Origin of the sequence: Caulobacter zeae, assembly GCF_002858925.1 — a bacterium.
GTDB lineage: Bacteria > Pseudomonadota > Alphaproteobacteria > Caulobacterales > Caulobacteraceae > Caulobacter > Caulobacter zeae.
Map to the genome: position 1 here is coordinate 55,760 of NZ_PJRS01000043.1, position 17,987 is coordinate 73,746.

Here is a 17,987-nt window from a genome sequence, read left to right on the forward strand (position 1 = left end):
TATGCGAAGTTATTCAGCAGTACGTAGCGCGACCACGCGTCCCTGAAACTTGACCGTGGTTATATTTCCTTCGCATCGCAACTGATTGTCGTCGTGAGGGTTCTTCGCGCGAAAGGACCCTTGATGGACATACGCCTCGCCGACCGGCTTCCGCCTTGCAACGTTCCCGATAAGGCGCCGCCGGCCGCCTGGCTCCCCGCCGAGTCCGCGATGGACATGCCCGTCCGCGAACTGTCCGCCCCCGATGTGGGCTGGCGCCGGCTGGCCCGCTCGCGGCAGCGACGGCGTCTTGGCCTAGGCGCCTTCACGATCCTGGCCTTCGCCTTCGGCCTGACGACCATGCTGGACGCCTTCACGGCCGGCGGCGTGACGCTGCTGGAATGGATCGACGCCCTGCTGGTGGCCGTGCTGCTGGCCTGGACCGGCTTTTCCTGCGCCGCCGCCCTAGGCGGTTTCCAGCTGGCCCTCAACCCCGACACCTGGGAACGGCGGTTAGACGATCCGCCGCCGCACCTGCGCAAGAAGGTCGCCCTGCTGGCGCCGATCTACAACGAGGACGTCGCCGCCGTCTTCGCCCGCATCGAGGCCATGCGCGCCGATCTCGATCGCGAGCGGCTGTCGTCGACCTTCGACATCTTCGTGCTGAGCGACACGCGCGATCCCGACATCGCCGAGGCCGAGCGCCTGGCGGTGATCGCCGCCCGTTCGGGCCCCTCGCCCACCCGCCTCTATTATCGCCGCCGCGTGCACAACACCGACCGCAAGACCGGCAACCTGGCCGAATGGGTGCGCCGGTTCGGCGGCGCCTACGAATGCATGGCGGTGCTCGACGCCGACAGCCTGATCAGCGCCCGCTCGCTGCGCCGCATGGCCGGTGCGATGGAGACCGATCCGGTCCTGGGCGTCCTGCAGGCCGGCACCACGATCGTCGGCCGCACCACCCTGTTCGGCCGCGCCGAGCAGTTCGCCAGCTGGGTCTACGGCCCGCTCGCCACCTGGGCCCTGGCCTGGTGGAGCGGCGCCGAGGCCAACTATTTCGGCCACAACGCCATGATCCGCACGCGCGCCTTCGCCGAGTGCTGCGGCCTGCCCCACCTGCCGGGCAAGGCCCCGTTCGGCGGCGCCATCCTCAGCCACGACTTCGTCGAGGCCGCCCTGATGCGGCGCGGCGGCTGGGCCGTGCGCATGGCCCCCTCGCTGGACGACGTGCATGAGGAGGCCCCGCCCACCATGTCGGACATGCTGGTTCGCGACCGCCGCTGGAGCCAGGGCAACCTTCAACACCTGGGCATACTGGGCGTGAAGGGCCTGCACCCTGTCAGCCGCCTGCACCTGCTGCGCGGCGCCCTGGCCTATGCGCTGGCGCCGGTGTGGCTGCTGCTGGTGGTGCTCAGCGCCATGCTGGCCGCCTTCCCTGTCCTGGGCGGCGCGCGGGCCGAACTCTTCTTGGTCGAGGGGGCGGCGGCCGCCTTCGCCGTGTCGCTGGGCTTCCTGTTCGCACCCAAGCTGCTGGCGGTGATCCTGACCTGCAAGGAGGGCAAGGCCGGCGGCTTCGGCGGGGTCGGCCCGCTGCTGGTCTCGGTGGCCGTGGAGACGCTGCATTCGACCCTGACCGCGCCGGCCATCCTGTTCGGCCACGCGCGCTGCCTGGTCGACATCCTGGCCGGCCGAGACTCCGGCTGGGCCGCCCAGCGACGCGAGGCCGAGGGCACGCTTTGGCGCGAGGCCCTCAAGCGCCACACGCCCGAGATCGTCGCCGGCCTCCTGCTGCTGACCTGCGCGGCCCTGGCCGGCCCCTCGCTGGGGATCTGGATCCTGCCGGCGGCCATCGGCCTGCTGATCGCCCCGGCGGCCTCGGTGCTGACCGGCAGCGCGCGCTGGGGCCTGGCGCTGCGCAAGCGCGGCCTGCTGGTGGCGCCGTGCGAGCTGTCACCCTCGCGTCTGCTGCGGGAGGCCTACGGCCGGCCGGCCGGCCCACAGCTTCGGCTGCGAGAAGAAGAGGACAGCGCGGCGGCGATGGCCACGGCCTGACGGCTCAAGCTCTCCGGGCCGCGTCCTCGATCTGCGCCAGCTCCGGCGTCCAGCGCAGGTCCTGGGCCCGGCGGGCCACGGCGCCGATGACGATGAGGACCGGACCGCCGGTTCCGTCCGCCAGCAGGCGCGGCAGCGCGTCTAGGCGACCGGTCCGCAGCGACGCGGCCGGGTCTCCCGCCCGCTCGACGACCAGGGCCGGCGTGCTCGGCGCGCGACCGGCGGCGATCAGGCGGCGACCAAGCTCGGCGGCGGCCTCGCCGCCCATATAGACGGCGACCGTGGCCTCGGGATCCGACGCGGCGGCCCAGTCCTCTATGACGTCGCCGCTGCCGACTCGGGCCGTGGTGAAGATCACCCGCCGGGCCTCGCCGCGATGGGTCAGCGGGAAATTGAACTGGGCGGCCGCCGCGCTGGCGGCGGTGACGCCGGGCACGACCTCGACCGACCCGCCATGGGCGCGCAGGAACTCGGCCTCCTCGCCTACCCGGCCGAACACCGACGGATCGCCGCCCTTCAGCCGCACGACGCGCAGGCCGCGACGGGCCAGGCGCAGCATCAGGCGGTTGATCGCCTCCTGCTTCATGCTGGGTCGGCCCGAGCGCTTGCCGGTCAGGATGCGCACGCAGCCGGCGGGGGCCAGGGCGATCGCCTCGTCCGAGACCAGGGCGTCATAGAGCAACGCCTGCGCGCTCTCCACCGCCCGGGCGGCGCGCAGGGTCATCAGGTCGACCGGGCCAGGACCGGCGCCGACCAGCAGCACGTCTCCGAGAGCAGCGTCACGCATCGGCGGTCTCCTTGGCCTTGAGGGAAGCGGCGGCGGCGATCATCCGGGCGATCTCCGGACGGCACGAGCCGCAGTTGGTTCCGGCGCCGGTGACCGCGCCGACCGCGTCGGCAGTGACCGCGCCGGCGGCGATGGCGGCGTCGACGGCCTTGGCGCCCACCTTCAGGCAGGCGCAGACCATCGGCCCCCTGTCGACCGGCGCGCCGGGCGGGCGGCCGATCAGCAGGGCCGAGCGGGCCTCGGCGGTCAGTTGGTCGAGCGCGAACAGGTCGGCCAGCCAGTCGCGCGGCGGCAGGCGGCCGGCGGCGGTCTGGAACAGCACCGCGACCAGCTTGCCGTTCTCGATCCAGGCCTCGCGGCGCGAGCCGGCGCCGGCGTCCTCGAAGACCGTGGTCTCGCCGGTCAGCCCCTTGGTCAGGCGCTTGCGCAGGGCCTCGCGCTCGGAAGCGTCGCCACGACCGGCGAACTCGTGCAGCTGGGCGGCGTCCTGCGGGATGCGCCGCCAGACCAAGTCCAGATTAGCCGGCGCGGCGATGGTCTCGCGGCTCAGGAAGAAGCCCTTCCAGGTCTCGCGATAGGGCCGCGCCCGGGCCGGGGTGTGCTTGAACTCCGGCTGGCCGGAAACGGGATCGAGGTTCGGCGCGATCAGATGGTTCGACTTGCCAGATGGCGCAAACGCGTCGGTCCAGTGCATGGGCATGAAAAGGCCGCCTACGCGCTGGCGGTCGGTGACCCGGGCCAGGGCGACGGCCTCGCCGCGCGCGGTCGAGACGCGGGTCAGGGCGCCGTCCTTGATCCCGACGGCCTTGGCGTCGCGCGGATGGATCTCGACGAAGGGCTCGGGCGCGTGCCGGCAGAGGTCAGGGGCCAAGCCCGTGCGGGTCATGGTGTGCCACTGGTCGCGGATGCGGCCGGTGTTCAGCGACATCGGGAAGGCGTCGCTGACGGCGTCGGCCGGGCCCTTGGGGCGGACCGGAACCATGCGACCGCGGCCGTCCGGCGTCTGGAAGCGGCCGTCGACGAACAGTCGCGGCGTGCCCTGGCCGTCGGCGCGGACCGGCCACTGGATCGGCGTCATGGCGGCGTAATCGTGGGGCGTCATGCTCGAGAGCCCCGAAAGGTCGAGCAGGCGCGAACCTTGGTTCTCGTATGCCGTCAGGCGCGCCCATTCGCGGAAGATCGAGGCCTGCGAGGCCCAGCCGAAACCGTCGAAGCCCATGCCCTGGGCTACGTCGGCCATGATCCGCCAGTCGGCGCGGGCCTGGCCAGGGGCCGGAAACAGCGCCCGCTGGCGCGAGATGCGACGCTCGGAGTTGGTGACCGTACCGTCCTTCTCGGCCCAGGCCAGGGCCGGCAGCTTCACATGGGCGTAGGCCGTGGTGTCGGTCTCGACGCAGTCGGAAACGACGACGAAGGGGCAAGCCTCCAGCGCCTCGCGCACCGCGCCGGCGTCGGGCAGGCTGACGGCCGGGTTGGTGGCCATCACCCAGATCGCCTTGATCTTGCCCGCACGCACCGCCTCGAACATCTCGACGGCCTTGAGGCCCGGCGCGCGGGCGGTGTGCGGCGCGCCCCAGAAGCGGGCGACGCGGTCGCGGTCCTCGGGCGCGAAGTCCATGTGACCGGCCAGGGTGTTGGCCATGCCGCCGGTCTCGCGGCCGCCCATGGCGTTGGGCTGGCCGGTGATCGAGAACGGGCAGCTTCCCGGCTTGCCGATCCGGCCCGTGGCCAGGTGGACGTTAAGGATCGCCAGCCCCTTGGCGACGCCCTGGGCCGACTGGTTGGAGCCCATCGAGAACAGGCTGACGGTCTTCGGGTTAGCGGCGAACAGGTCGTAGAAGGCCAGCAGGTCTTCGACCGCGATCCCGCAGTCGGCGGCGACGGCGGCGAGTGACTGGTCGTCCTGCGCCAGCGCTTCGCGCACGGCGTCGATCCCGTTCACATGCTCGGCGACATAGTCGAGATCGAGCAGACCCCTGCGGTCCATCTCGGCCAGCAGGCCGTTCCATAGCCGAACGTCGGATTGCGGCGCGACGGCCAGGTGCAGGTCAGCGCCTTCGGCCGTGTCGGTGCGGCGGGGGTCGATGACCACGTGCTTCTGGCCGCGGGCCTTGGCGGCCTCCAGGCGACGGAACAGGATCGGATGGGTCCAGGCGGCGTTGTGGCCGGCGAAGACCACGAGGTCGGCCTCGTCGAGATCCTCGTAGCAGCCCGGCACCAGGTCGGCGCCGAAGGCCTGCTTGTGGGCGGCGACGGCCGAGGCCATGCAAAGACGACTGTTGGTGTCGATGTTGCCCGAGCCGATGAAGCCCTTCATCAGCTTGTTGGCGACGTAGTAGTCCTCGGTCAGCAGTTGGCCCGAGACGTAGAAGGCGACGCTGTCGCGACCGTGACGGGCGATGGTGTCGCGAAAACGCTTGGCCACCAGTGCGGTCGCCTCGCCCCAGCTCGCGACGCGGCCGTTGATCGAGGGTTCCAACAGACGACCTTGCAGGCCGACCGTGGCTCCAAGGGCCGAGCCCTTGGAGCACAGCCGGCCCTTGTTGGCCGGGTGGGCCGGGTCGCCGGACACCGCCAGCGTCCTTTCCCCGCCCATTTGGCTCCCGCCCGCCGCGCCCGAGACGCCGCAACCGACGCCGCAATAGGGGCAGGTGGTCCTGACCGTCGTCGCGATGGCGCCGGAACCGTCGGCCATGACGTCAGCCCGCCATCACCGGCTGGGCCATCAGGACGCGGCCGTCCTGCACCCGCACCGGCACCACTGGCGTGCAGCCCTTGCCGGCGTCGGCGCCGGTGGGCTGGCCGGTCTTCAGGTCGATGACCCAGCTGTGCAACGGGCAGGTCACGCCGTGGCCGTGGACGATGCCCTGGCTGAGCGGACCGTGCTTGTGCGGGCAGCGGTCGACCAGGGCGAAGACCTGGCCGTCGCCGGTGCGGAACACCGCCACGTCGCCCTGCGCCGTCGCCACCCGCCGCGATCCGCGCTCGGGAATGTCGGTGACGGCGCCGACGTCGTGCCAGGCCGGATCGATGTCGAAAGTCTGGATCGTCATTCCGCAGCCATCCCCATCGGAAGCGTCGCCATCGGCTTGAATTCGCCGGCCTCGACGCCCTTGCTGGCGCGTTCGGCCCACGGGTCGATCTGGGCGGTTTCCTGCGATTTCACGAAGCGGGCGAAGAGCGCCGCGCGGTTGTCGAGGTCCTCGACGGTGGCCGCGTGGATCGTCTCCAAGCCGATGCGGGCCATCCACTTGTAGATCCGCTCCAGGTACCAGCCGCCCTCGCGGTACATCTGCATGACCGCCGAGATAAGCTGGATCGCCTCCTCTTCGGTGGCGACCTTGGCCAGCAGCTGCGTGCCCTGGATGTGCAGGCCGGCGGCGCCGCCGACATGGATCTCGTAGCCGCTGTCGACGCAGATCACGCCGATGTCCTTGCAGGTCGATTCCGCGCAGTTGCGGGGGCAACCCGACACGGCCAGCTTGACCTTGGCCGGCGCCCACGAGCCCCACATGAACTTCTCGAGCTTGATGCCCAGGCCCGTGGAGTCCTGGGTGCCGAACCGGCACCATTCCGAACCCACGCAGGTCTTCACCGTGCGCAGGCCCTTGGCGTAGGCATGGCCGCTGACCATGCCCGCAGCGTTGAGGTCGGCCCACACGGCCGGCAGGTCATCCTTCTGCACGCCCAGCAGGTCGATGCGTTGGCCGCCGGTCACCTTCACTGCTGGGATGGCGTACTTGTCGGCCACGTCGGCGATGGCGCGCAGCTCGTCGGGCGTGGTCATGCCGCCCCACATGCGCGGAACGACCGAATAGGTGCCGTCCTTCTGGATGTTGGCGTGGACGCGCTCGTTGATGAAGCGCGACTGGCTGTCGTCGACATACACGCCCGGCCAGGCGCACAGCAGGTAGTAGTTCAGGGCCGGACGGCACGAGGCGCAGCCGTCGGGCGTGGTCCATTCCATGGCCTGCATGACCGCCGGCATGGACTTCAGGTCCTGGGCCAGGATCGTCTCGCGGACCGCGCCGTGCGGGTGCGAGGTGCACTTGCACATCGGCTTGGGCCCGGTCTGGACCTTGAAGCCGTCGCCGAGCGTGGCCTTGATGACCTGTTCGACCAGCGGCGTGCACGAGCCGCACGAGGCCGAGGCCTTGGTGACGGCCCGCACGTCGTCCAGCGTGGTCAGGCCCTGGGCGGTGATGGCCGAGGTGATCGCACCCTTGCAGACGCCGTTGCAGCCGCAGATCTCCTGCGTGTCGGGCATGGCCGCAACGGCCGCGCTAGGGTCCAGGCCGGACAGCCCCTCCGTGATCGCCTGGCCGAAGATGATGGTGTCGCGGATCTCGGCGACATCGGTCCCGGCCTTCATCAGGTCGAAGTACCAGCCGCCGTCGGCCGCATCGCCGAACAGGACCGCGCCGGCGACCCGGCCGTCCTCGATGACCACGCGCTTGTAGACGCCGCGAGCGGCGTCACGGAACACGATGTCCTCGCAGCCCTCGCCGCCGGCGAACTTGCCGGCCGAGAAGACGTCGACGCCGGAGACCTTCAGGCGGGTCGACAGCACCGAGCCCTGATAGGCGCCCTCGCCGTCGGTCAGTTCCTCGGCAAGAGCCCGGCACATGTCCCAGATGGGAGCGACCAGGCCGTAGCAGTTGCCGCGGTGCTCGACGCATTCGCCGACCGAGAACACCGCCGGATCGGAGGTGCGCATGGCGTCGTCGACGATGATGCCGCGGTTGACCTGTAGGCCAGAGGCCTTGGCCAAGGTGGCGTTCGGGCGGATACCGACAGCCATCACCAGGATGTCGCAAGGCAGGATGCGGCCGTCCTTCAGCTTCAGACCGGTGACCTTGCCGTCCTCGCCGACGATGGCTTCGGAGTGGGCGCCGAGCACGGTCTCGACGCCGCGCTCCAGCAGGGCCTCGCGCAGCAGGTAGCCAGCGCTCTCGTCCAGCTGGCGCTCCATCAGCACGTCCATCAGATGGACGACGGTTGCGCCCATGCCGCGGCGGGCCAGGCCGTAGGCGGCCTCAAGGCCCAGCAAGCCGCCGCCGATCACCACGGCGCGGGCGCCAGGCTTGGCCGAGGCGGCGATCATCGCGTCGACGTCGTCGAGGTCGCGGAAGGTGACCACGCCGGACAGGTCGGCGCCCGGCAGCGGCAGGCGGAACGGATCCGAGCCGGTGGCCAGGATCAGCTTGTCGTAGGCGACCTCGAGGCCGCCCTCGGCGATCACCTTGCGGCCCTCCAGGTCGACCCCGGTGACCCAGCGGCCGGCGTGCAGGGTGATGCCGTTGTCGCGGTACCAGGCCTCGTCGTTGATGACGATGTCGTCGAAGGTCTTCTCGCCCGCCAGGACCGGCGAAAGCATGATGCGGTTGTAGTTCACCCGCGGCTCGGCGCCGAAGATGGCGATCTCGTAGCGCTCGGGATCGCGCTTGAGGATTTCCTCGACCGCCCGGCAACCGGCCATGCCGTTGCCGATGACGACCAGCTTTTCCTTGGTCATGGTTCTAGCTCGTTGCGGAGGATGGGAGGTCAGACGCGGACGGGGGCGGCGTCGCCGTGCAGGGTCGGCCAGACGGCGCGCCAGCGGGCCTTCAGTCCGTGGAGGGCCAGCAGGGCGAACAGCGCCAGGGCCGCGAAACCCAGGAAGCCGATCTGGTAGTCACCGGTCAGCTTCTTGGCGAGGCCGAGGGTCGAGGCCAGGTAGAAGCCGCCGATGCCGCCGGTCATGCCGATCAGGCCGGTCATGACGCCGATCTCCTTGCGGAACCGCTGGGGCGCCAGCTGGAACACCGCGCCGTTGCCAGCGCCCAGGGCCAGCATCGAGAACATCAGGGCCCCCAGGGCGAACCAGGCCGTCGGCAGCTTGAAGCTGGCGACGCCCAGGCCCAGCGCCGCCAGCGCGTAGACGACGCTGAGGGTGCGCACGCCGCCGTGGCGGTCCGCCAGGGCGCCGCCGACCGGGCGGATGAACGAACCGGCAAAGACGCAGGCGGCGGTGAAGAAGCCGGCGATCACCGGATCCAGCCCGTATTCGGCGTTGAAGTAGATGGTCAGCGACGAGGCCAGGCCGACGAAGCCGCCGAAAGTGACGCCGTAGAGCAGCATCAGCCACCAGGCGTCTGGAACCTTCAGCACGTCGAGATACTCGGCCAGCTTCTTGGGCGCGGGCTGCTCGGGGGCGTCCTTGGCCAGCAGCATGTAGACGGCGAACGCCACTGCGAGAGGGATGGCGGCCAGGCCGATGACGTTCTGCCAGCCGAAGGCCTTGGCCAGCATCGGCGCGAACAGGGCGGCCAGGGCCGTGCCAGAGTTGCCGGCCCCGGCGATGCCCAGAGCCAAGCCCTGGTGCTCCTGCGGATACCAGCGCGAGGCCAGCGGCAGGGCGACGGCGAACGAGGCGCCGGCCACGCCCAGGACCACGCCCAGCGCCAGGACCTGATGGTAGTTGTGGACCCCCAGGGTCCAGGCCACGGCCAGGCCCGTCAATACGATCAACTGGCCGATCATGCCGGTCTTCTTGGGGCCGATGCGATCGACCAGGATGCCGTTGACCAGCCGCAGCAGCGCGCCGGCGAGGACCGGGATGGCGACCATCAGGCCCTTCTGGGCGGGGTCGAGACCGAAGTCCTTGGCGATGGCCACGCCCAGCGGGCCCAGGATCACCCAGACCATGAATGACAGGTCGAAATAGAGGAACGCGGCGAACAGGGTCGGCGTATGGCCGGCCTTGAGGAAGTCACGAGAGATCATGATGCGCCTCGGAGTGTTGCGTGTCTGCGAGAGCGAGGCGTCGTCGCCTCGTCGGGTGACCGCATCCGAGCGGTCGTCTCTGGCAGCCACGGACGCCGTTGTCCGAAGGCTTGAGCCCACTGAACATCGGTCCGGGGACGGATGTCACGGGCTGTAAGGGGCTAGGCGCCCAGCAACGCCTCCTGCGCATGGCTGCTCAGCAAAAAGGCGTCATCGGCGCCCTTCAATTGTGCAGATGCGAAGCCGTGACGCGGCTCGAAAGCCGGTCAGGCGCGCGCACGACCGATCGAAAACGCAGCGGCGTAGGGCCCGGCCCGCTCGGAATCAAAGGCAGGACCCGCAAACAGCGGCGCCAATTCGCCCGGGGCGTCGGGGAAGACCTGGGCCGGATCGAGCATAGGCCCGGCCGACAGGGCGGCGGCGCGGAACATGTCCGGGCGATAGACGGCGTCGGCGGCCGCCTCTAGGTCCGCGCCGGCTGAAACCTGGCCCCAGCGCACCATCTGCGACAGGAACCACAGGGCGTGCTCGCGGCGGGGCACGCCGGCTGCGTTGCGATGGAAGACGATTTCGTCGGTCAGGGCGCGGGCCAGGGCCTCGGGCGCGACGCCCACATGCTCGGGCCGCGCCAGCAAGGCGATCAGGTCTTCACGGTTCCCCGCATCGTCGGCCCAGGCCGAGGCGCGGATCAGCGCCCGCAGCGCCGCGCGCAACTCGTCGGGATAATGGTGAGCCCAGGCCTCGGTGACGCCGAACACCTTGTCGGGACCGCCCGGCCAGAAGGTCGAGGCGGTGATGACGATCTCGCCCAGCCCCTCGCGCTCGGCCACGGCGTTCCACGGCGCGCCGACGCAGAAGCCGTCGATCTCGCCCGCGCGCATCTGCTCGACCATGCGCGGCGGCGGCGTGACCACCAGGCGCACGTCCTTGTCGGGATCGACACCCGCCTGCGCCAGCCAGTAGCGCAGTTCGTAATTGTGCATCGAATATGAGAAGACGACGGCGAAGGTCAGCGGCGCCGCCCCCTGCCCCGCCCTTTCGGCGATCACCTTGGCCAGGGCCCGCGCCGAGACGGGCTGCTCGGCCATGGCCTGCGGATCGGCCGCGCGCATCGCGTCGGCCAGCGACTTGGAAACCGTGATGGCGCTGCCGTTACGATTCAGGGCCATGGGCGCGATCAGCGACGGGCCGACGTCCAGCGTCAGCCCCCCTGAAGCCCCAGCCGCGGCCGCCAGGGCCATCGGCGCCAGCATGTGGGCGCCGTCGAGCGCTCCCACGGCGACCTTGTCGCGGATCGTCGCCCACGAGGCCTCGCGGCTCAGCGACACGTCGAGACCCTCTTCGGCAAAGAAGCCGAGAGACTTGGCGACGACCAGAGGCGCGCAATCGGTCAGCGGAATGAAGCCCAGCTTCAGATCGGCCAGGCCGCTCACGAGGCGTCTCCCTTCAATACCCCCGCAAAGGCCAGCAGGTCGGCGGCCACCGCCCCGATCGGCTTGCCCCGATCCATGGCCAGCTTGCGCAGCAGGCGATAGGCGCCGTCCTCGTCGAGGCCGCGCTCCTTCATCAGAAGCCCCTTGGCCCGCTCGACCGTCTTGCGGGCTTCCAGGTCGGCCTTCACCTTGGCGAGGTCCCCGCGAAGCTGCTGGGTCAAGGCGAAGCGGCTCATGGCCACGTCGAGGATCGGACGGACGCGGGCCGGCGCCAGGCCGTCGACCACATAGGCCGCGACGCCGGCGCGGACGGCCTGCTCGGCCAGGCCCGGCTCGGAGCGGTCGACGAACATCACGACGGGGCGCGGATTGGACTGGCTGGCCTCGCGCAGGCTTTCCAGCGTGTCGCGATCGGGGCTCTCGGCGGCGATGACCACGACGTCGGGGGCGAACTCCACCGCCTCGCGCTCGTTGAAGCGGGCCGACCGGCGCACCTCCAGCGGATGCACACCCTCGAGCCCTTCCGCCACCAGGGCGGCCCGGGCCGGATCCGGATCAATGACGAGAACGCGCATGCCCAACGCCCTAAGGACCATGGACGCCCCGGGGGAGCGTTTTTGCGGCCATGGTCACGCTCGAACACGGTTCCGCTCAATCCGCGGGCGCCGCTGCATATTGCTAGAGCACGTACGCGCCCAAGGCCCTGCGACCTAGCGCGGCGCCCGCTAGTCGACCGCCAGGATAACGTCGGACGGAGCGATCACGGCATGCACCGACACGCCGGGCGCCAAGCCCGCGGCGACCGCGCTCGCGACCGTCGCGACCAGGGTCTTGCCCTCGGCCAGGCCAACCACGACCTCGCTGGCGGTCTCACCGTCTTCCCGGTCGAGAACCTGCCCCATCAGCAGGTTGCCGCCGCCGCCCGTCGGCGCCTGCACGGCCAGCCGCACGAAGCTGGACTTTATCAGCGCCACGACTGGCCCGCCGACGACCAAGCCCAACTCGTCGGCGCTGCGGCGGGTGATGACCGAGGTGATCTCCACCCCGCCGCCGATGGCCAGTCGCGCCTCGACCGTCACGCCCGAGGGCGTCAGGGCGACGACCGTCCCGCGCAAGGCGTTGCGGGCGCTGGTGCGCAGGCCAAGGCTCCAGAACAGGTCCTCGCCGACCTCGGACGCCAGGCCGGCCTCCAGCCGCGCCAGCGCTGCGCCAACCTCGCGCTCCATGTCGCGGAAGGCCCGCACGACCGCATGGCCGCGCGGCGTGACCTGCGCGCCGCCTCCCGAGCGCCCACCGGCCCCGGCGGCGATCAGCGGCGCATCGAACAGATTGTTCAGCGCCTGCACGGCGTCCCAGGCGCCTTTGTAGGACAGGTCCAGGCGCTTGGCGGCGGCGCTGATCGAGCCGAGCTCGGCCACGGCCTCGACCAGGGCGATGCGTTCAAGGCTCACGCGGGCCAAGGCGCCGCGCCGCAGGATCAGGCTGGCGCTGAGATCGCCCGCTCCGCTCATCGATGTTCCTTCCGACTCCGTTCGATCGCTTGTCGCCCGCGGGCGCTCGAAAAAACAGCCTGACAGCACCCCAAAGCTCGTTATGTACTCGCCATACATATCCGTCTGATACGAGCCGCCGATGTCCTTCGCCCACCGCCCCCTGATCACCGCCGCCTTCGCCGCGGCGCTGTCGATGGTCGCCGGCGCCGCCCTCGCGGGCGAGACCAAGGTGGCCGTGGCCGCCAACTTCACCGAGCCGGCCAAGGCCATCGCCGCCCAGTTCGAGAAAGCCACGGGACACAAGGCGACTTTGAGCTTCGGCTCGTCGGGCCAGTTCTACGCCCAGATCGCCAATGGCGCGCCCTACGAGGTCTTCCTGTCGGCCGACGTCGAGCGACCGCAGAAGGCCGAGGCCGACGGCCTGGCCGCGCCCGGCACGCGCTTCACCTACGCCACCGGGCGGCTCGTCCTCTGGAGCAAGACGCCGGGCCTGGTCGACGGCCAGGGCGCGGTGCTGGCCAAGGGCAAATTCGAGAAGCTGTCGATCGCCGATCCCAAGGCGGCCCCCTACGGCCTGGCGGCGGTCGAGACCCTGACCAAACTGAAGCTCTATGACGGCCTCAAGCCCCGGATCGTCACCGGCTCGTCGATCACCCAGACCTACCAGTACGTCCAGACCGGCGCCGCCGAGCTGGGATTCGTGGCCCTGTCGCAGGTCGTCGACGACAAGGGCGGCTCGCGCTGGGTCGTGCCCAAGACCTATCACACGCCCATCGACCAGCAGGCCGTGCTGCTGAAGACGGGCTCGAACAGCGACGCGGCCAAGGCGTTCCTGGCCTTCCTGAAGGGCCGCGAAGCCAAGGCGATCATCCGCCGCTACGGCTACGAGGTGCGCTGACCGCCATGGTCGAGGCCGTCTGGCTGACCCTGAAGCTGGCGACGGTGACCACCGTCCTGCTGCTGCTGCTGGCCACGCCGCTGGCCTGGTGGCTGGCGCGGGGGCGCTCGCCCATCAAGCCGGTCGTCGGCGCGCTGGTCGCCCTGCCGATCGTGCTGCCGCCGACGGTGCTGGGCTTCTACCTGCTGATCGCGCTTGGTCCGGAAAGCCCGCTGATGGCGCTCTTCAGGCCGCTGGGGATCCGCACCCTGGCCTTCACCTTCGAGGGCCTGGTGATCGGCTCTCTGGTCTATTCCCTGCCCTTCGCCGTGCAGCCGCTGCGCAACGCCTTCCTGGCCATCGGCGACGAGCCGCTGGAGGTCGCCGCGACCCTGGGCGCGGGCAAGGCCGACATCTTCGCCCGTGTCGCCCTGCCGCTGGCCCTGCCCGGCTACGCGGTCGCCGCCCTGCTGGCCTTCGCCCACACCATCGGCGAGTTCGGCGTGGTGATGATGCTGGGCGGCGGCATTCCTGGCGAGACCCAGGTGCTGTCGATCGAGATCTATCGTCTGGTCGAAAGCCTGGAATGGGACAAGGCCCACCAGCTGTCGGCCCTGCTGCTGGCGTTCGGCTTCCTGGCGGCCCTGACCCTGCTCCTGCTGGAAAAGCGGCGGAGCGCTCCGGCCTGAACCGGCGTTTCCCCAAATAGAGCTTGTGGGCTGGGCGGTCGCTTCGCCTGTGGTATTGACGCGCCTCGCCTCCCTCGGCGTCCTTTTCGAGTCCCATCGCGCATGTCCGATCCCGCCGCTCCGCAAACCGGTCCCGACGACGCCGAAGACAAGGCCCCGGACGCCGTGGTCGAGGCCGCGCCCGAGACGCCGGCGAGCACGGCCGACGAGCCGGTGAAGCCCAGGCGGGTTCCGATCTGGAAGCAGCGTCCCTGGCAGATCGGCGCCGGCGTCGTGGTGCTGGCCATCGTGGCGGTCATCACCTGGCTCCTGTGGTCTCTGCCGCTGGGCCGGGCGCTGGAGCCGGCCAACAATCCGACCATGGTGCTGCTGGCCTCGGACGGCTCGCCGATCGCCCGCCGCGGCTCGTACAAGGAGGCCCCGATCGAGGTCGCCAAGCTGCCGGCCTATGTGCCCGGCGCCTTCATCGCCATCGAGGACCGCCGCTTCTATTCGCACATGGGCATCGACCCCAAGGCCATCGCCCGGGCGCTGGGCGCCAACGCCAAGGCCGGCGGCGTCTCCGAGGGCGGGTCGACCATCACCCAGCAACTGGCCAAGAACGCCTTCCTGAGCAGCGACCGCAATCTTCGCCGCAAGGCCCAGGAAGCCCTGATCGCCCTGTGGCTGGAAGCCCGGCTCTCGAAGGAAGAGATCCTGTCGCGGTATCTGTCGGCGGTCTATTTCGGCGAAGGCGCCTTCGGCCTGCGCGCCGCCGCCCGGCACTATTTCGACACCACGCCCGAGAAGCTGTCCGTCGGCCAGGCCGCCATGCTGGCCGGCATGGTCAAGGCCCCCTCGCGCCTGGCCCCCACCGAGAACTTCGAAGGCGCCCGCGAGCGCATGGACGTGGTGCTGGGCGCCATGGTCGAGACCGAAGTGATCACGCAGGCCCAGGCCGACCGCGCCAAGCGCGACATGCATCCGATCCCCGAGCGCGAAAAGCTGCCGACCGGCTCGTATTTCGCCGACTGGGTGTTCCCCCAGGCCCGCGCCGCCTATGACGCCCGCTACGGCGAGACCATCGTCAAGACGACGCTGGACGCCAAGTTGCAGGCCAAGGCCGAGAAGATCCTCAACGACGCCATCGCCCGCGACGGCAAGGTGCTGAACGTCACTCAGGGCGCGCTGGTGGCAATGCGCACCGACGGCAGCGTCGTGGCCATGGTCGGCGGCCGCGACTACAAGACGAGCCAGTTCAATCGCGCCGACGCCGGCCGCCAGCCGGGCAGCGCCTTCAAGCTGTTCGTCTATCTGGCCGCCATCCGCCAGGGCATGACCCCGACCTCGCCGATCCTCGACGCGCCCGTGGACGTCCGCGGATGGAGCCCGAAGAACCACGAGGGCAAGTACGCCGGCCGCGAAGTGCCGCTGATCACCGCCTTCGCCGGCTCGTCCAACGTGGCGGCCGTGCGCCTGGCCCAGCAGGTCGGCCGCAAGGCCATCGTCGACACCGCCCGCGACCTGGGCGTCACCGAGCCCATCCCCGACGACCTGACCCTGGCGCTCGGCACCGGCCCGATGAGCCTGGTGCAGCTGACCGGCGCCTACGCCGCCATCGCCGCCGGCGAGACCCCGGTGACGCCGCATGGCCTGGCCGACTGGAAGGCCCCGAAGAAGGCCCGCGCCCTGTCGAAGAGCGAACTGGCCGGCATGCGCGACCTGCTGCGCTCGGCCGTGCATCGCGGCACCGGCGTCGAGGCCGCCATTCCCGGCGCCTTCGGCAAGACCGGCACGACGCAGGGTTATCGCGACGCGATCTTCGTCGGCTATGTCGGCGACCTCGTCATCGGCGTCTGGGTCGGCAACGACGACAACAGCGCCATGAACGGCGTGGTCGGCGGCGGCCTGCCGGCCAAGATCTGGAAGGCCTTCGCCCTGTCGGCCACCGGCGGCGCGCCCAAGCCACCCGAGGACGACGCGCTGAGCGCCGCCGAGGACGCCACTCTGGCCGAACCGATCCTGGGTCCGGACGGCCTGCCGCTGCCGCCCGAAGCCGCGCCGGTCGAGGGCGAGGCGCCGGCCGATCCGACAGCGCCGGCGCCGGTGGTTCCGGCTCAGGTGGTCCCGGCCGCTCCGGCCCAGCCGGCCGAGCCGCGCGGTCCGACGAACCTGCCTTAAAAAGGCGAAGGGGCCAGGAACGGCGACCGTTCCTAACCCCTCACCCTCCCAGGCTTCGCCTGGGCCCCTCCCTCTCGCTTTGGGAGAGGGGGTTTAGTTCAGGTCCAGCACCACCACCGACTTGGCCGGCAGGGTGGCCGTCAGGGTGTCGCCCTTGATGGTCGCGCCCTTGAACTCGGCCGGCCTGACCGCGTCGGGCTTCTCGAAGGTGTTGCGCGAGGCCATTTCAGGACCCGTCAGCACCCGGCCCTTGGCGGTCTTGGCGGTCGAGCCCGAGAGCTTGACGGTGACCGTCGCCGACTTGTTGGGGTCGAGATTGACCAGCGCCACGTGCACGGCGCCGTCGGTCCCCTTGCCCGCCGAGGCGGTCACGGCCGGAACCGACGACTTGCCGACCACGTACTGCGGGGTGTCGATCTCGACCGGCAGCAGGGTCGCGCCCTGGAAGGGCTTATAGAGGTCGAACACCCAGTAGGTGGGCGTCAGGACCATCTTGTCCTTGTCGGTCAGGATCATCGCCTGCAGCACGTTGACCATCTGGGCGATGGCGGCCAGGCGCACCCGGTCGGCGTGCTTGTGGAAGATGTTCAGGGTCGCTGCGGCCACCACGGCGTCGCGCATGGTGTTCTGCTGGTAGAGGAAGCCCGGCTCGGTGCCCGGCTCGACATCGTACCAGACGCCCCATTCGTCGACATAAAGGCCGACCTTCTTCTCGGGGTCGTACTTGTCCATCACCGCGCTGTGCTTGATGACCAGCTCTTCCATCTTCAGGGCCTGGACCATGGTGTCGCCCCAGCCCTGCTCGTCGAACACGGTGGCCGAACCCTTCTTGGTCCAGTTGCCGGTCGGGATGACGTAGTAGTGCAGGCTGAGCGCGTTCATGTTCTTGGCCGCGCCCTTCATCAGGACCTCGGTCCAGTTGTAGTCCTCGGCGTTGGGACCGGCGGCCACCTTCACCGGGCGGTTGCCGCGCGGGGCGCGGACGAACTCGGCGAAGTTGCGATAGAGGTTGGTGTAGTGCTCGGCCGTCATCTGGCCGCCGCAGCCCCAGTTCTCGTTGCCGACGCCGAAATAGTCGACCTTCCAAGGCTTATCGCGGCCGTTGGCGCGGCGCATGTTGGCGATCGAGGAATTGGTCGGCGAGGTCAGGTACTCGACCCACTCCGACATCTCCTGCGGGGTGCCGGTGCCGACATTGCCGGCGACATAGGTCTTGGCGCCGATCAGCTCGGCGAAGTCCATGAACTCGTGGGTGCCGAAGGTGTTGGGCTCCTCGACGCCGCCCCACATGACGTTGACCTTGACGGGACGCTTGTCGCGCGGGCCGATCCCCTCGCGCCAGTGATAGTCGTCGGCGAAGCAGCCGCCCGGCCAGCGCACGACCGGCACCTTCAGGGCCTTCAGGGCGTCGACCACGTCCTTGCGGTAGCCCTTGATGTTGGGGATCTTGCTGTCCTCGCCGACCCAGACGCCTTCGTAGATGCCCCTGCCCAGGTGCTCGGCGAACTGGCCGTAGACTTCCGGCTGGATGACGGCGCCGGGCTGGTCGGCGCGCAGGGTCCCGCTGACCTTGGTCTGGGCGACCGCGCCGCCAGCCATCAGCAGGGCCGCGGCGACGCCGCCCATCAGGGCGTGCTTCAGCATCTTGGAATTCACGTCGTTTCTCCCTTGGCTCGCCGTGCGCGCGACGCCGGCTCGGACAGGCGCGCATTCCGGCGCAAACGACGCGACGGAGGCCCCTTGTTATTTGTC

At 70.2% G+C, this 17,987-nt stretch carries 13 protein-coding genes; 4 read left to right on the top strand and 9 right to left on the bottom strand.

Annotated features, from left to right (window positions below; genetic code table 11):
• Window positions 1-123: 123 nt before the first annotated feature.
• On the top strand, window positions 124-2,031 hold the full coding sequence (mdoH, locus tag SGCZBJ_RS20960; protein WP_101719873.1) for a glucans biosynthesis glucosyltransferase MdoH: 1,908 nt from the start codon (window positions 124-126) through the stop codon (window positions 2,029-2,031).
• Window positions 2,032-2,035: 4 nt separating this feature from the next.
• Here the strand turns inward: mdoH and cobA are convergent, their stop codons facing one another.
• The 8 genes from cobA to SGCZBJ_RS21000 form a co-directional block, all read right to left on the bottom strand.
• A complete protein-coding gene (gene cobA / locus SGCZBJ_RS20965; protein ID WP_101719874.1) occupies window positions 2,036-2,818 on the bottom strand; it encodes a uroporphyrinogen-III C-methyltransferase in 783 nt (260 codons plus the stop codon).
• Complete coding sequence (locus SGCZBJ_RS20970) at window positions 2,811-5,513, bottom strand: nitrate reductase (protein ID WP_101719875.1); 2,703 nt, start codon at window positions 5,511-5,513, stop codon at window positions 2,811-2,813. Before SGCZBJ_RS20970 ends, cobA begins: the two co-directional genes overlap by 8 nt.
• A gap of 4 nt (window positions 5,514-5,517) precedes the next feature.
• Complete coding sequence (gene nirD, locus SGCZBJ_RS20975; protein ID WP_101719876.1) at window positions 5,518-5,871, bottom strand: nitrite reductase small subunit NirD; 354 nt, start codon at window positions 5,869-5,871, stop codon at window positions 5,518-5,520.
• A complete protein-coding gene (gene nirB, locus SGCZBJ_RS20980; protein WP_101719877.1) occupies window positions 5,868-8,333 on the bottom strand; it encodes a nitrite reductase large subunit NirB in 2,466 nt (821 codons plus the stop codon). Before nirB ends, nirD begins: the two co-directional genes overlap by 4 nt.
• A gap of 29 nt (window positions 8,334-8,362) precedes the next feature.
• Complete coding sequence (locus SGCZBJ_RS20985; RefSeq protein WP_101719878.1) at window positions 8,363-9,583, bottom strand: nitrate/nitrite transporter; 1,221 nt, start codon at window positions 9,581-9,583, stop codon at window positions 8,363-8,365.
• A 266-nt stretch (window positions 9,584-9,849) separates the two neighbouring features.
• Window positions 9,850-11,016 (bottom strand): CmpA/NrtA family ABC transporter substrate-binding protein, encoded by a 1,167-nt coding sequence (locus SGCZBJ_RS20990; protein ID WP_101719879.1) that lies wholly within the window; start codon window positions 11,014-11,016, stop codon window positions 9,850-9,852.
• Complete coding sequence (locus SGCZBJ_RS20995; protein ID WP_101719890.1) at window positions 11,013-11,591, bottom strand: ANTAR domain-containing response regulator; 579 nt, start codon at window positions 11,589-11,591, stop codon at window positions 11,013-11,015. The genes SGCZBJ_RS20990 and SGCZBJ_RS20995 overlap by 4 nt, the downstream gene beginning before the upstream one ends.
• Window positions 11,592-11,741: 150 nt before the next feature.
• On the bottom strand, window positions 11,742-12,527 hold the full coding sequence (locus SGCZBJ_RS21000; RefSeq protein ID WP_101719880.1) for a TOBE domain-containing protein: 786 nt from the start codon (window positions 12,525-12,527) through the stop codon (window positions 11,742-11,744).
• A 121-nt stretch (window positions 12,528-12,648) separates the two neighbouring features.
• Here SGCZBJ_RS21000 and modA point away from each other — a divergent pair, with 121 nt between their 5' ends.
• The 3 genes from modA (at window position 12,649) to SGCZBJ_RS21015 (ending at window position 16,235) form a co-directional block, all read left to right on the top strand.
• Window positions 12,649-13,407, top strand: a complete 759-nt coding sequence (gene modA / locus SGCZBJ_RS21005; RefSeq protein ID WP_101719881.1) for a molybdate ABC transporter substrate-binding protein — start codon at window positions 12,649-12,651, stop codon at window positions 13,405-13,407.
• A gap of 5 nt (window positions 13,408-13,412) precedes the next feature.
• Window positions 13,413-14,075: a molybdate ABC transporter permease subunit gene (modB, locus tag SGCZBJ_RS21010; RefSeq protein ID WP_101719882.1), complete on the top strand. Its 663-nt coding sequence runs from the start codon at window positions 13,413-13,415 to the stop codon at window positions 14,073-14,075.
• Between the two features lie 102 nt (window positions 14,076-14,177).
• Window positions 14,178-16,235: a transglycosylase domain-containing protein gene (locus tag SGCZBJ_RS21015; protein ID WP_101719883.1), complete on the top strand. Its 2,058-nt coding sequence runs from the start codon at window positions 14,178-14,180 to the stop codon at window positions 16,233-16,235.
• A gap of 93 nt (window positions 16,236-16,328) precedes the next feature.
• On the opposite strand, the gene SGCZBJ_RS21020 is transcribed toward SGCZBJ_RS21015, so the two are convergent.
• Complete coding sequence (locus SGCZBJ_RS21020) at window positions 16,329-17,879, bottom strand: alpha-N-arabinofuranosidase (RefSeq protein ID WP_101719891.1); 1,551 nt, start codon at window positions 17,877-17,879, stop codon at window positions 16,329-16,331.
• Between the last annotated feature and the right edge of the window lie 108 nt (window positions 17,880-17,987).